The following is a 13,779-nucleotide window of genomic DNA, read 5'->3' as shown; positions in this document are numbered from 1 at the left end:
TTCAAAATTTGACAGATCTCACTTTCTCACGTGGTAATTAATCGTTAAATTTGTAAGAATTAAGAAAGTTAATAATAAACAAATTCATAAAATAACATGAGTCAATTCGATGTTACCGTAATCGGTTCTGGTCCTGGTGGTTATGTTGCTGCAATTCGTGCCGCACAATTAGGTTTCACAACAGCAATTATTGAAAAATATCCAACTTTGGGAGGAACTTGTCTTAACGTGGGATGTATTCCGTCAAAAGCACTTCTAGACAGCTCTGAGCATTTTGAGAACGCAAAACACAATTTTGCAGGTCACGGAATCATTATCAACGAACCTCAAGCTGATATCGCAAGAATGATTGAGCGTAAAAATGAGGTAGTAAAACAAAATACAGACGGAATCAATTACCTGATGAACAAAAACAAAATTACTGTTTTTGAAGGCGTTGGAAGCTTCGAGTCTGCCACTCAGATCAAAGTAACGAAAAACGACGGTTCTACTGAAACGATCGATTCTAAATATACAATCATTGCAACGGGTTCTAAACCATCTTCTTTACCTTTCATTACTTTAGATAAAGAAAGAGTGATTACTTCTACAGAAGCTTTAAATTTGAAGGAAATTCCTAAGCATTTAGTAGTTATCGGTGGGGGAGTTATCGGTCTTGAGCTTGGTTCTGTTTATTTAAGATTAGGTGCTCAGGTAACTGTGGTTGAGTTCATGGATAAAATTATTCCTACAATGGATGGAGCCTTAAGTAAAGAATTAACTAAAGTTCTTAAAAAACAAGGAATGAAGTTCATGCTTTCTACGGCGGTTTCTGCAGTTGAAAGAAACGGAGATACTGTAAAGATCACAGCTAAAGATAAAAAAGGAGAAGAGGTTGTTGTAGAAGGAGATTACTGTTTAGTTTCTGTAGGTAGAAAACCTTACACAGACGGACTTGGACTTGAAAAAGCAGGTGTTGAGCTAGACGAAAGAGGAAGAGTGAAAACAAACGATCACTTACAGACAAACGTTGCAAACATTTACGCAATCGGAGATGTGATCAAAGGTGCGATGTTGGCTCACAAAGCTGAAGAAGAAGGAGTTTTCGTTGCTGAAACTTTGGCAGGACAAAAACCTCACGTTAACTATAACCTGATTCCAGGTGTTGTGTATACTTGGCCGGAAGTTGCCGGAGTTGGTAAAACTGAAGAGCAATTGAAGGAAGAAGGTGTAGCTTACAAAGTGGGATCTTTCCCGATGAGAGCCTTAGGTAGAAGCCGTGCGAGTGGTGATGTTGATGGTTTGGTTAAAATCATTGCAGACGAAAAAACGGACGAAGTTTTAGGGATGCACATCGTAGGAGCAAGAGCTGCCGATTTGATTGCAGAAGGGGTAATTGCAATGGAATTCCGTGCAAGTGCAGAAGATATCGCAAGAAGTTCACACGCTCACCCAACGTATGCAGAAGCTATTAAAGAAGCGGCTTTGGATGCTACAGCAAAAAGACCGATTCACATGTAATATTTGATTAGAAATTAATCATTTTAATAATAAAAGAGAGACAAAAGTCTCTCTTTTTTGTTTTATCAATATGGTAGCAGTGCTTCATTCAAGGCAATTATAATTAATCTCATAAAAAAGAAGATTATGTTATTTTACTGCATCTTGAGGGTAATCTTCCGGAATAAAGAGTTGCAGACCATATTTTTGATTTAAGTACTTTTTAATATCAGGGCTGGAATTGGTAACCCATTCAATCATATAAATTTTGCTGGTATCGATATCTAATTTCTTATAATACTCATTATGTGATTGTGCTGTGATCTTATGCAGATATTCAAAATCTTCCGGGGTGTGTTCATTATAAACAAAATGTTCAGGCTCATATTTAGCGGCTAAAACTTTGTCGCAGGAGTCTTGAATATCCTGATGGGTTTTGATGTAATAATCTCCAAAAGCTTTATTTTTCGAATCCAGATGATCCAAAAACTGATTAAAAACCTGCAGCGTATCCTGATGAAGATTCATTTTTGAAATTACGGCATCCCGGAATTCATCATTGATTTTGGGTGTTTTTGAGCAGGAAATTATTCCGGATACTATAAAAAGAGTGTAAGTGATTGGTTTTCTTAGAGACATATATATGTTTTTATAAAACTATGATTATTTTTTTTGATAAATGTATTTTTTTGAAATTTATCTTAAAAGTGAATGATCAGAAGTTTACTATGATCTTTTTTGGCATAAAAATGGACATCGAGATTAAAAAATTATTTATGAAAAATATATTGACGGGTGTGTTGTTTCTTGTCTCAGTTTATTCTTTCGGACAGGAAGCAGGAAAAGCAGGTGAGCTTTTAAGAAATGAAGCTTCAAAAACCGAAATAGGAAATATAAGTTCCAATAAAAATTTAGGTTCAAAAAATAGTAATAATTCGGGTTTCAGAAATCCAAATAGTACAGGGTCAAGAATAAAAAATCCAACCTATCAATGGAATCAGAATTATGGATATTCTGAGGTTTTTCTGAGGATTCCTGAACAGGGGTTTTTCAGTGTAGAATTGGGAGATCAGTTTATTTCAAACAATTCCGGAAAATTCCGTTTTTTCGATTTGCCGTCGGGAAGAATTCCGGTTTCTATTTATGATAACGGATATTTATTATACAGAACGACTTTAAATGTCAGAAATAACAGCAGATTGGTACTGGATTTTTTTACGAATGAAGGTCTGTTTTTATTAGATTCCTATCTTGTGAAAAATCTATCGTATGAGTTTGATAATTGGAATGATGTCTGGAATAATCCTTACGGAAATTCAGGCAACAGTGGAAACATAAATTACCCAAATGTGATGGATAATCAGACTTTTCAGCAGTTTTTTACAACGATGAAGAAAGACGCATGGTTTGATGATAAGAAAATAGCATTTATTAATCAACAAGGACGTCACGCAATGTTTACTTCGGAACAGATTGGGATTTTAGTGAAAGATTTAAGCTTTGATAAAAATAAGATTGCATTAGCTAAATCGTTATTTTCCAAATGTGTAGACAAACAGAAATATTTTATTGTTTATGATGCTTTTGATTTTGAAAGCAGTAGAAGAGAACTGATGGATTTTGTTTCAGGATATTAATATGATAAAAAGAGAAGTAGGGTGCTTCTCTTTTTTATTTAATTACCGAATAATTATGATAAAATTCAGAATTTTTGGTTAGAGGGAAATTTAATTGTACTCCAAAAGTAATTCCTTTAAAATATTTTTCATTATGAATAGGAATGGCATATCCTGTATTGATCATTATCGTATTCAGAAATGAAAAACCAAATCTTGGCTCAATGGAATAAGGATTAACAGAGACTCCCAGTAATCCCAAATTCGAAGCATAAAAATTAAATTCAGGGATAAATTTTGCCTTATCATTTATAGAAGTATATAAAACAGAGGCTCCGACAATAAAATTCGAAAAACTTTTGGGTAATCTATATTCCAGCCCTCCCTGTATTACATTTCTTCCAGTGTAGCGATATGCTGCATTAATACTGGTTCTTTTAAAAATCTGTGCTTGCTGATGGATGGATGTGAGAAAAAAAGAAAGAATGATTAATTTCTTCACGTTTATTTTTTTGTTCAAGATAATCATTTGTTTTTTAAGAGTAAAATAGATTTAAATATTTTAATAATGTTTACCTTTGCAGACTAATTTTATCATACATGCAACCCGGAAAAACTCAGACTTTAAAAATTTCAGACAAAAACAATTCAGGATGGATCTTGACAGATGACACTGGTGAAAAAGCTTTTTTACCTAAAATTTTTGTTCAGGATGAAAAAGAAATTGGTGATGAAATGGAAGTTTTCGTTTATCAGGACGATCACAAACTGAAAGCAACAACTGAAATTCCTTTGGCTGAAGTGGGAGAGTTTGCAGTAATGAGCTGTGTACAAAGTCTGCCAAGCGGAGCTTTTATGGATTGGGGAATTATCAAAGATTTGTTTATTCCTTACAAACAGCAAAAAACTAAAATTATTGAAGGTAAAAGATATTTGGTTTACATTTATGTAGATGAAGATCTGGATTTAATTACAGGAACAACAAAATTCAAAAGAAATCCGCAATATCAGGATCTGCCCTTCAAAAAAGGTGATAAAGTAGATCTTATCATGATGAATGAAAGCGAACTGGGCTGGAATGTGGTCATCAATAAAAAATATATCGGATTGATCTACAGTTCTGACGTTTTCAAGAAATTGTATCCTTTATCGGAAGAAAACGGGTATATCAAAGAGATCAGAGAAGACGGTAAAATAGATGTTTCTTTACAGCCTCAGGGATTTGAAAATATTGATGAGTTTAAACAGAAAATTCTGGATAAATTGGAAGAAAACTACGGCTTGCTGCATCTTTCAGACAAATCTTCGCCGGAAGAGATTAAAGACGAAATCCAGATGAGTAAGAAAAACTTTAAAAAAGCGATCGGCGGACTTTACAAGGATAAGATCATCGATATCTTAGAGGACAAAATTCGATTGTTGTAATTGATTTTTTTGAAATAAATTAAAACGGAGCAGAAATTTCTGCTCCGTTTTTTTTTTAGGTCCAAACTTTAAATAAAGAAAAACCTGATGCATATCATACAATTTTGTTTAATTATTTTGTTTAACAATTTTGTCAAAAAAATTGATTGATTTATATTTGCACAAATTTGTTTAACAAAAATGTCAAATCAAGCAAAAAAAGACCAAACTCAAGAGCTAATCAAAGAGACTGCAAAGAATTTATTCTTTGTGAAGGGGAAATTCGATGCTACTACACAAGAAATTGCCGACGCAGCAGGAGTCAACAGAACGTTGATCAATTATTATTTTAGATCACGAGATAATCTGATTCAAATTGTTTTTGATGAGGCGCAGAAAGTTGAAAAGGAAAAATCTGAAATTATCATGAATTCTGATTTGCCTTTTAAAGATAAAATCAGCCAGTTTATAGAAGGAAGTCTGTCAACAAGCCTACAATATCCGTATCTGGAAACATATATTGTATCTCAAATCAATAAAGGGAATTGCCACAAAAAAGATATTGAAGAAGACGAGCTTGATAAGCTTTACAAGGATATAGAAATTGAAATGGATTTAGGAAATATTACGAAAATGAAGCCTATTCAGTTTGTGTTGAATATGGTTTCTCTTTTGGTTTTTCCCAGTGCCGTAAGACCTTTATTCATGGAAAATTTAATGATCAGCGAGGAGGAATTTGATAAAATCATTTCAGAGAGAAAAGACATCATTTTGAATATGTTGTTTAAAAATTAAAAAAATGTTAAAGTATTTTAAAAAATGATCCGTCATTTAGAAATAGTAGCATGAAGGATATCAATTACATTAAAAAATAAACGAAGTATAAGATTATGAAAAGAAAACGTATAACTGCAAAAAAGCTAAAAATAGGAATAGCTGCTGCATTTATGTTGTTCGGTTTTTCATCGGTGTCTGCGCAACAGCAAATTTCTTTACAGGAAGCTATAAAGCAGGCACTTCAAAACAAAGCAGAAGCTAAAAAAGCTGCTTTACAGATTAAAAAAGCCGAATATAAAATTGATGAAGCCAGAGCCGGAGCTTTGCCACAGATAAGTGCAACTGCGGGTGTAACGTACAATCCTATTATTCAGGAATCCTTGCTTGAATTCGGAGGGGAAAAGATCAGAGCACAGCTGGGACAGCCTTGGAGTTCAACTGCTTCCGTACAGGTTCAGCAGGCAATTTTCGACCAGAGAGTGTTTACAGGGCTTAAAGCAGCAAAATCGACACGAGAGTTCTATGTTTTAAATGCTCAGCTTACCAACGAACAGATTATCGAAAACGTGGCAACCGCTTACTATCAGGTTTTTGTACAGGAAGAAAACCTGAAAGCTGTAGAAGCAAGCTACGCCAATACAGAGAAAACAAGAAATGTGATTAAAAGCCTGGTGGATAACGGATTGGCAAAAGCAATCGACTTAGACAGAACAAATGTTCAGTTAACCAATATCGGTTCCAACAAGCAGTCTTTGATTAATTCTGTAGAACTTTCAAAAAATGCTTTGAAATTTTATATGGGAATCCCGATCAGCACAGATATTGAGCTTGAAGAAAAAACAATCGAGCCAAAACCTGAACTGATTGCCAGTACGGTAAACCTTGATGAAAGAACAGAAGTAAAAGTTTTAAACAAAAACAGAGAGCTTTTGGTATTCAATAAAAAAGCAACCGAGGCTTATCTGTATCCTACGGTAAGTTTAGTGGGTAACTACGGATGGGGGGCTACCGGAGCAAAGTTCCCTTTAACAAACGGTCTTAACAACGGAGTTCTTTGGAGTGATTATTCAGCAATTGGTTTAAATGTTAATATTCCGATTTTCACGGGAGGAGCTACAAAAGCGAAGATCAATCAGGCGGAAATCGATATTCAGGATTTAGATCAGGATATTCAGAATACCCAGCTTCAGCTAAGCTTAGATTATAAAAATGCAGTGACTAATATGGAAAATGCATTGATTAATATTGAAAGCATGCAGGATAATGTAGGCTTGGCAGAAAGAGTTCAGAAAAATACACAGTCGAACTATCAATATGGTTTGGCAACGCTTACAGAAGTTCTGGATGCCGAAAATGCACTGACTCAGGCAAAACAGAATTATGCCAACGCTTTATTGGATTACAAACAGGCTGAAATTAAGTTAATTAAAGCAAAAGGAGAATTAAACACACTACAAAACCCGTAATAAACTATGAAAAAGACTTTAATATATATCATCGTAGCAGCCGTTCTTGTAGGTTTAGCGGCTTATAAGATTGCCGGAAATAAAGAAAAACAGACGCAGGAAGTAAAAGAAGTTGCTAAGCAGGTTGATAAGATCAATGTAAATGTTATAACAGCGACAAGAGAAAATATTGACACAGATTATTCGGCGAACGGAACTTTCCTTCCAAAACAGGAAATGAACCAGTCTTCTGAAATTTCAGGCCGTATCGTAAGTGTTTTGGTAAAAGAAGGTTCCAGAGTTTCGGCAGGGCAGACTTTGGCAACAATTAAAAAAGATGCCATCGAAGTTGATATTTCTCAGGCTCAAAATAATTTACAGAATGCCATTATTGATAATCAGCGTTATGAAAATGCCTATAAAACAGGAGGCGTTACGAAACAACAGTTGGATAATTCAAGATTACAGCTTAAAAATGCACAGGCTGCAGTAAAAGCACAGGGAGTAAGAGTAAATGATACAAGTATCCGTGCGGGAATCAGCGGAACCATCAACAAAAAAATGGTTGAACCGGGAACTGTAGTTTCTATTGGAACAGCAATGTTCGAAATTGTAAATATTAACAGCTTAAAACTTTCAGTTTTAGTGGATGAAAGCCAGATTGGCAAAATTCAGTTAGGTCAGGAAGTTCCAATTAAAGTAAATGTTTTGCCGGAAGATTCTTTCGTGGGCAGAATTACTTTTATTGCTCCGAAAAGTGATGCTTCTTTAAATTTCCCGGTTGAAATTGAAGTTCAGAACAAAGGAAATTTAAAAGCAGGAATGTATGCAACGGCAACATTTAAAACAAATAATGGCGCAGAAACTCAGAATATGCTGACAGTTCCTGCGGAAGCGTTTGTAAATGGGGTAAGTTCAGGACAATTATTTGTTGTTCAGAATGGTGTTGCTAAATTGATCAAAGTTACGATCGGAAAAGTGTATGGAGACAAAGTTCAGGTTTTAAGTGGATTGAACGGAGGAGAACAGGTAGTAACAAGCGGACAGATCAACCTTGATAACGGGTCTAAAGTGAACATTGTAAAGTAGAAGGTTTATGAAGTTAGCAGAAATATCGATTAAAAGACCCTCTCTGATTATCGTATTGTTTACGATACTCACATTGGGTGGCTTACTGAGCTACACGATGATGGGATACGAACTGATCCCTAAATTTGAAACCAATATGGTAACAATTTCTACAGTATATCCGGGAGCTTCGCCGGCAGAGGTAGAAACGTCTGTTACCAGAAAGATAGAAGATGCGGTAGGTTCTTTGGAAAATGTAAAAAAAGTAGAATCATCTTCGTACGAAAGTTTGTCTGTAATAAGCATCCAGTTGAATAACGGAGCAGATGTAGACTTTGCTTTAAATGATGCACAAAGAAAAGTAAATGCTATTCTTGGAGATCTTCCCGATGATGTGGACGCACCCTCTCTGAATAAGTTTTCCTTAGATGATCTTCCGATTATCACGATGAGTGTATCATCTGATAAACTAAACAGCAAAGACCTTTATGATCTTTTAGATAAAAAAATAGAACCGATCTTTTCCCGTGTAAACGGTGTGGCTCAGGTTGATCTTGTAGGCGGACAGGAGAGAGAAATTCAGGTAAATCTTGATGAAAAGAAATTGCAGGGTTACGGGCTTTCAATTGGAGATGTACAACAGGCAATTCTTTCATCAAACTTAGACTTTCCTACAGGAAGCTTGAAAACAAGAACTTCAAAATCTACGATCAGATTATCAGGAAAGTATAAATCGGTTGCAGAGTTAAGCAATTTGGTAGTATCTAATAAAGATGGCGCACAGGTTCGTTTATCAGATATAGGAACAGTATTTGACTCTCAGAAAGATGTTGAAAAAGTAGCAAGATTCAATCAGTTTCCTACTATTTTGATGCAGGTAAAAAAACAATCTGATGCCAATGCCGTTGCGGTATCTGAAAGTATTGCGAAAACTATTGCAACGGTAGAAGCAGCTTATAAAACTCAGGGTATCAAGGCAAAAGTGGTAAATGATACGACAGAGTTTACCCTGGAATCTGCAAACCACGTTATTTTTGACTTGTTCCTGGCAATCGTACTGGTAGCAATTGTAATGTTGCTATTCCTTCACAGCATCAGAAACGCATTTATTGTAATGGTTTCAATTCCGGCTTCATTGATTGCTACTTTCATCGGAATGAATTTAATGGGATATACATTAAACCTGATGAGTTTACTGGGGCTTTCGCTTGTGGTTGGTATTCTTGTGGATGACGCGATTGTGGTGCTGGAAAATATTTACCGTCACATGGAGATGGGTAAAAGTAAGATCAGGGCAGCGTATGACGGAGCTTCAGAGATCGGATTTACGGTTGCGGCGATTACGTTGGTAATTGTGGTGGTATTCTTGCCGATTGCGATGAGTACAGGTCTTGTTGCCAATATCTTGGCACAGTTCTGCGTCACGGTTGTTATTGCGACAATGTTGTCTTTATTGGCTTCATTTACCATTATTCCTTGGTTATCATCAAGATTTGGAAAATTGGAGCATTTAACAGGCAAAAACTGGTTTGAGAAATTCATTCTTTGGTTTGAAGGAATGATCGATAAATTCACACACTGGATTACAGGAATTCTGGAGTGGTGTTTAAAAACAACTTTAAGAAGAGTTTCGACGGTTGTCATTACATTTGTTGCTTTAATATCATCATTTATGTTAGTGGCTTTCGGGTTCATCGGAGGAGAATTCTTCCCGCCGATTGACAGAGGTCAGTTCCTGGTTCAGATGGAATTGTCAAAAGATGCAAGTGTTGAAAAAACCAACCAATTGACATTAGACGTTGAAAAATTCTTAAGAAATGATAAAGATGTTGTCGATCTTATTACAACAGTAGGTCAGCAGTCAACAGGTTTTGGCGGAGCACAGGCAACAACATATCAGTCAGAAGTTCAGGTAAATTTAACGGACAAATCCGAACGTTCTGAAAGCACTAATATTAAGGCTGCAAAGATCAAAAGACAGTTGGAAGAGAGATTTACAGGTGTTGAGTTTAAAACAGCTCCGATCGGTATCTTAGGAGCAGAAAATGCTCCGATCGAAATGGTAGTAACCGCATCGGATAATGCAACAGCAGTAAAAGAAGCAACCAGAATTTTAGAATTACTGAAAAAAGTTCCGGGAGCAGTAGACGCTGAATTATCAACGGATACAGGAAACCCTGAAGTTCAGGTAAATATCGACAGAGATAAAATGGCTTCTTTAGGATTAAACCTTTCCAATGTAGGACAAACAATGCAGACTGCATTTAATGGGAATACAGATGGAAAATTCAGAGCAGGGGAATATGAATATGATATCAACATCCGTTTTGGAGATGTAAACCGACAGTCAATTGATGATGTTAAAAACCTGATGTTTACCAATACTCAGGGACAGCAGATCCGTTTAAGCCAGTTTGCAGACGTGAAGATGGGTTCCGGACCAAGTTTATTGGAACGTAGAGATAAAGCCCCTTCTGTAAAAGTAAGAGCTAAAGCGGTAGGAAGACCAGTGGGAGACGTTGCCAACGAATGGGCTGCACAGTTTATGGACAGCAAAAACAAACCTGCAGGGGTCGACTACATCTGGAGCGGAGATATGGAAAACCAGCAGGAAGGTTTCGGTACATTGGGTATTGCTTTATTAGCAGCGATTGTATTGGTGTATTTGGTAATGGTGTCATTGTATGACAGTTTTGTGTATCCTTTCGTGGTATTGTTCTCAATTCCTTTGGCAATGATCGGGGTAATGCTGATTCTTGCTTTGACGGGGAATTCATTAAATATCTTTACGATGTTGGGGATGATCATGTTGATTGGTTTGGTTGCGAAAAACGCGATTTTGATCGTTGACTTTACAAATGCCAGAAAAGCCGCAGGTTCAAATACCCATGATGCATTGGTTCAGGCAAATCACGCACGTCTCCGTCCGATTTTGATGACAACGATTGCGATGATCTTCGGTATGTTGCCGATTGCATTGGCAAACGGTGCAGGAGCAGAGTTTAATAAAGGTCTTGCCTGGGTAGTTATCGGAGGTTTGACGTCGTCATTATTCCTTACATTAATAATTGTACCGGTTGTTTACTCTTTATTTGATTCAATTTTGAGAAGAATGGGCAAAGATGAGAAAATTGACTATGAAGCTGAAATAAAAGCCGACTACGAGCACAGAGAACTAAGTGATGATGGATTTACTCCGAAGCATTTAGACTAATATAAAATCTTTAATTAACCGAAAAAGCGTATCAGAAATGATGCGCTTTTTTTTGTCATTGTGAGGAGTGCAACATAGAAGATAAGAAAAAACATGAATGCTCATTTGCTGAGTGAAACGCCTTTGCGAACGAAAAATATTCTCAATAATAAAAAAAACTTAGCGCTCTTTGCGTTAAAAATAAAGACTCAGCACAACAAAAAAAGCTTCCAGAATTCACTGAAAGCTCATATATTTTATCATACAAAAAATTAATCCGCCATCGCCTCACCAGACTTTCTGTAGACAAAACTTCCATAGATATGTCTTCTTGCAAAACGGCTCGGAGAATCGGAATTTACCATTTTGATGTATGTGTTTTTCGGAACACCGATGTATTCGTACATATTTCCGTTCAAGTGCTGAACCGTTAATACAGATTTCTCCAAATAAAAATCCTGAATATTAGATTTTGTAATGGTTTCCGTATATTCTTCCTTATATTTTTCCTGCGTTTCAGGATTAATGCTTACCAAAAAATGATAGGCTTCAATCACAGACTTGCTTTTTTCTTCTGCTTCCAGCTTTCCCGCTTCATCGTTGATGAATTTATCAGGATGCGTATCTTTCATCGTATTCCTGTAAATTGTTTTCAGTTCCTTTAAAGTTACATTTTTATCAACCTCAAGAAGCTTTCTGTATTCGCCTAATTTTTTCATAATGGATGATCCTTATTTCGGGGTGCAAAATTAAGGTTTTATTTTTGAAATTGTAAGTTTTTGATTGTTAATTTGTTTTAAATAAAATTTTATCTATTGTAAAATATCAAATCCGCAAGATTTAAAATATTCAAAAGTTGAATCATATAAATCTTTTGGTCGAGTCCAATCTGAGTTATCAACCTCCGGAATAAAAATTACCATTCCTTGTCTTGCTCTGGTTAATAAGACTCTATAAGAATTGAGTAGATAATTTTGTCTAGATTCATTCATTTCAGTCCATTTTGAACCTATAAAATGTTTAAATTTCCACTCATTATCATAATACATATTTATATCCCAAGCCAAACATGTATAGTCTATTTCTAAACCTTGAATATCGAATTCTGTAGCAACATCTTCTAAATAATAAGATGAACGAATGTCATTTTCATCGTTAAGAAACCAATCTGCAGCTGAAATTTTTTCTTTAACACTTATTCCCTCTGAGCGTAAACGTTTAGCACCTGAGCTTGCAATTATGCCAATTCTTTCTGTTCCTTTTGATACTTCTTTTAGCCATTTTTTAGCCAATTTAATATCACGAGTAAGATATATTGGGTAATTATTTTTGAGAGATTGATAAATTTCTAAAGTTTTGTCACTGTTATTTAAAATGTTTTGTACTAAAAAAGCAACTTTTTCACTTCTAAATGAACGAATTGAAACGGATAGATGCAAATCAGATTTTTTTTCGCTATTTTGTTTCACCCAGTTAATTAAATCTTCATTTTTTAAATAAACATTATCATTTAGTATTTTTTCAGATAGATAAATATCCCAATCTTCAAATTTGTTTTTTAATGACTCAACCATTCAGAAACTCCAGCTTCTCCAGTATTAATTTCTTGTCCGCCTCCGATAAGACAAACAATACAACACCAGTTTTCGTGTTTATCCATAACACTAATAAGATATTCTGGCTCAGACATATCAAAATTTTCAATACCTTTTTTGTTTTTCATAAACTTAGCAACGGAGCTTTTTTGCCAAGCTCTTTGTGCTTCATCAAAAACAACAACCTTTTCTGTAGGTGCTGTATGAGAGCCTAAATTATCATCTCTGAAATGATGAATATTTTGAATGAAACTTTTTGCTTTTCTGGCTGCATCTGGTCGTTTTAAATTCTCATTCTTCATGGTATCTCTTGTAAGAGCTTCTCGAAGAACTTCTACAAGAGGACCATTGCCAGATAAGAAAACTGAATGTTCATTTTCATCAATTTTTAAACGTTCATTAGCAATATTAAGTCCTGCAAGAGTTTTTCCAGCACCGGGAACTCCAGTTATGAAACAAATAGATTTTCGATTATTTTCTTTTGAGTACTCAATAATTTCATTGATGATTTTTGAAGTCTTTGCAAGATTATCTTTGCCTGCGTCATTTCTTGAAATTTCTTCTACAGTATGTTTTTTATATAAAGCTTGCGCTGCTTCAATAATAGTTGGAGTAGGTTTATAAGCACTACTTTCCCATTGATCAATTTCAATAGGGGTTTCTGAAGAAAGTTTATTTATAATTTTTAATATGTTTGTTTCTAAATTTCCCTCATTGCAAAGAATGCACTTTTGTAATGATGTTGAGTTAGTAATATCATTTTCTATATTTTCTGCATTTGAGGCTATAAGAATTGGAATGACTTTTTTATTATGACTTCCCTCGTGAAAATTAATTAAATCCAGGCAGTAATCGATTGCTTGATTTTGAGCATTTTTTGAATATTCAGAGCTACCTATCTTAAATTCTAATAATAATATTAAATCTTTAATGATAATAATATTATCTACTCTTTTTCCCATTCTTGGAATAGAAAATTCAAAATAAATGCTTCCAGATTCTAAAGATTTTGTGACTTGTTTTAAAATTTCAATTTGTTTTTTCCAAGCTACTTTTTGTAAATCTTCTAGAGAATGAGTGTACTTTTGAGATAATTTACCAAAAATCGAGTCAGTATTTTCCTGTAAAAAATTGTTAATTGAACTGTTATAATAACTTCTTAGCATTTATATTAATTAGTTTTGAGTGAAAATAATAGAATG

Annotated in this window: 12 protein-coding genes; 7 read left to right on the top strand and 5 right to left on the bottom strand. The window is 34.9% G+C overall.

The window, feature by feature from the left end:
• Nucleotides 1–96 precede the first annotated feature (96 nt).
• Nucleotides 97–1,500 carry a dihydrolipoyl dehydrogenase gene (gene lpdA, locus BUA89_RS09535; RefSeq protein ID WP_072956348.1) on the top strand — a complete coding sequence of 468 codons (1,404 nt, stop codon included), beginning with the start codon at nt 97–99 and terminating at the stop codon, nt 1,498–1,500.
• Nucleotides 1,501–1,629: 129 nt separating this feature from the next.
• On the opposite strand, the gene BUA89_RS09530 is transcribed toward lpdA, so the two are convergent.
• Entirely contained in the window at nt 1,630–2,118 is a 489-nt protein-coding gene (locus tag BUA89_RS09530) for a hypothetical protein (RefSeq protein WP_072956345.1), read from the bottom strand.
• Between the two features lie 137 nt (nt 2,119–2,255).
• On the opposite strand from BUA89_RS09530, the gene BUA89_RS09525 reads away from it, so the two are divergent.
• Nucleotides 2,256–3,116 (top strand): DUF4476 domain-containing protein, encoded by an 861-nt coding sequence (locus tag BUA89_RS09525; RefSeq protein WP_072957108.1) that lies wholly within the window; start codon nt 2,256–2,258, stop codon nt 3,114–3,116.
• A gap of 34 nt (nt 3,117–3,150) precedes the next feature.
• On the opposite strand, the gene BUA89_RS09520 is transcribed toward BUA89_RS09525, so the two are convergent.
• Nucleotides 3,151–3,597, bottom strand: a complete 447-nt coding sequence (locus tag BUA89_RS09520) for a hypothetical protein (protein WP_072957105.1) — start codon at nt 3,595–3,597, stop codon at nt 3,151–3,153.
• Between the two features lie 98 nt (nt 3,598–3,695).
• On the opposite strand from BUA89_RS09520, the gene BUA89_RS09515 reads away from it, so the two are divergent.
• The 5 genes from BUA89_RS09515 (at nt 3,696) to BUA89_RS09495 (ending at nt 11,003) form a co-directional block, all read left to right on the top strand.
• Nucleotides 3,696–4,520 carry a CvfB family protein gene (locus BUA89_RS09515; RefSeq protein WP_072956342.1) on the top strand — a complete coding sequence of 275 codons (825 nt, stop codon included), beginning with the start codon at nt 3,696–3,698 and terminating at the stop codon, nt 4,518–4,520.
• A 180-nt stretch (nt 4,521–4,700) separates the two neighbouring features.
• Entirely contained in the window at nt 4,701–5,294 is a 594-nt protein-coding gene (locus BUA89_RS09510; RefSeq protein WP_072956337.1) for a TetR/AcrR family transcriptional regulator, read from the top strand.
• Between the two features lie 95 nt (nt 5,295–5,389).
• Complete coding sequence (locus BUA89_RS09505; RefSeq protein ID WP_072956332.1) at nt 5,390–6,742, top strand: TolC family protein; 1,353 nt, start codon at nt 5,390–5,392, stop codon at nt 6,740–6,742.
• Between the two features lie 6 nt (nt 6,743–6,748).
• Entirely contained in the window at nt 6,749–7,810 is a 1,062-nt protein-coding gene (locus tag BUA89_RS09500) for an efflux RND transporter periplasmic adaptor subunit (protein ID WP_072956326.1), read from the top strand.
• 7 nt (nt 7,811–7,817) lie between these two features.
• Nucleotides 7,818–11,003 carry an efflux RND transporter permease subunit gene (locus BUA89_RS09495; RefSeq protein ID WP_072956321.1) on the top strand — a complete coding sequence of 1,062 codons (3,186 nt, stop codon included), beginning with the start codon at nt 7,818–7,820 and terminating at the stop codon, nt 11,001–11,003.
• A 251-nt stretch (nt 11,004–11,254) separates the two neighbouring features.
• On the opposite strand, the gene BUA89_RS09490 is transcribed toward BUA89_RS09495, so the two are convergent.
• The 3 genes from BUA89_RS09490 to BUA89_RS23375 all read right to left on the bottom strand — a co-directional run bounded on the left by BUA89_RS09490 (nt 11,255) and on the right by BUA89_RS23375 (nt 13,743).
• Nucleotides 11,255–11,701 carry a KTSC domain-containing protein gene (locus BUA89_RS09490; protein ID WP_072956317.1) on the bottom strand — a complete coding sequence of 149 codons (447 nt, stop codon included), beginning with the start codon at nt 11,699–11,701 and terminating at the stop codon, nt 11,255–11,257.
• Between the two features lie 93 nt (nt 11,702–11,794).
• Nucleotides 11,795–12,556 carry a DUF2075 domain-containing protein gene (locus BUA89_RS23380; RefSeq protein WP_262487538.1) on the bottom strand — a complete coding sequence of 254 codons (762 nt, stop codon included), beginning with the start codon at nt 12,554–12,556 and terminating at the stop codon, nt 11,795–11,797.
• Nucleotides 12,541–13,743: a DUF2075 domain-containing protein gene (locus tag BUA89_RS23375; RefSeq protein ID WP_262487537.1), complete on the bottom strand. Its 1,203-nt coding sequence runs from the start codon at nt 13,741–13,743 to the stop codon at nt 12,541–12,543. Before BUA89_RS23375 ends, BUA89_RS23380 begins: the two co-directional genes overlap by 16 nt.
• Nucleotides 13,744–13,779: the final 36 nt, after the last annotated feature.

This window comes from Chryseobacterium arachidis (genome assembly GCF_900129245.1).
Taxonomy (GTDB): Bacteria; Bacteroidota; Bacteroidia; order Flavobacteriales; family Weeksellaceae; genus Chryseobacterium; species Chryseobacterium arachidis.
Note: the sequence above shows the minus strand (reverse complement) of the source record. Positions and strands in the feature narration are given on the sequence as shown.

Excerpts from the sequence above, each read along its gene's own strand:
- lpdA (WP_072956348.1), top strand. The coding sequence starts at position 97 with ATGAGTCAATTCGATGTTACCGTAATCGGTTCTGGTCCTGGTGGTTAT.
- BUA89_RS09530 (WP_072956345.1), bottom strand. The coding sequence starts at position 2,118 with ATGTCTCTAAGAAAACCAATCACTTACACTCTTTTTATAGTATCCGGA.
- BUA89_RS09525 (WP_072957108.1), top strand. The coding sequence starts at position 2,256 with ATGAAAAATATATTGACGGGTGTGTTGTTTCTTGTCTCAGTTTATTCT.
- BUA89_RS09515 (WP_072956342.1), top strand. The coding sequence starts at position 3,696 with ATGCAACCCGGAAAAACTCAGACTTTAAAAATTTCAGACAAAAACAAT.
- BUA89_RS09510 (WP_072956337.1), top strand. The coding sequence starts at position 4,701 with ATGTCAAATCAAGCAAAAAAAGACCAAACTCAAGAGCTAATCAAAGAG.
- BUA89_RS09505 (WP_072956332.1), top strand. The coding sequence starts at position 5,390 with ATGAAAAGAAAACGTATAACTGCAAAAAAGCTAAAAATAGGAATAGCT.
- BUA89_RS09500 (WP_072956326.1), top strand. The coding sequence starts at position 6,749 with ATGAAAAAGACTTTAATATATATCATCGTAGCAGCCGTTCTTGTAGGT.
- BUA89_RS09495 (WP_072956321.1), top strand. The coding sequence starts at position 7,818 with ATGAAGTTAGCAGAAATATCGATTAAAAGACCCTCTCTGATTATCGTA.
- BUA89_RS09490 (WP_072956317.1), bottom strand. The coding sequence starts at position 11,701 with ATGAAAAAATTAGGCGAATACAGAAAGCTTCTTGAGGTTGATAAAAAT.
- BUA89_RS23380 (WP_262487538.1), bottom strand. The coding sequence starts at position 12,556 with ATGGTTGAGTCATTAAAAAACAAATTTGAAGATTGGGATATTTATCTA.
- BUA89_RS23375 (WP_262487537.1), bottom strand. The coding sequence starts at position 13,743 with ATGCTAAGAAGTTATTATAACAGTTCAATTAACAATTTTTTACAGGAA.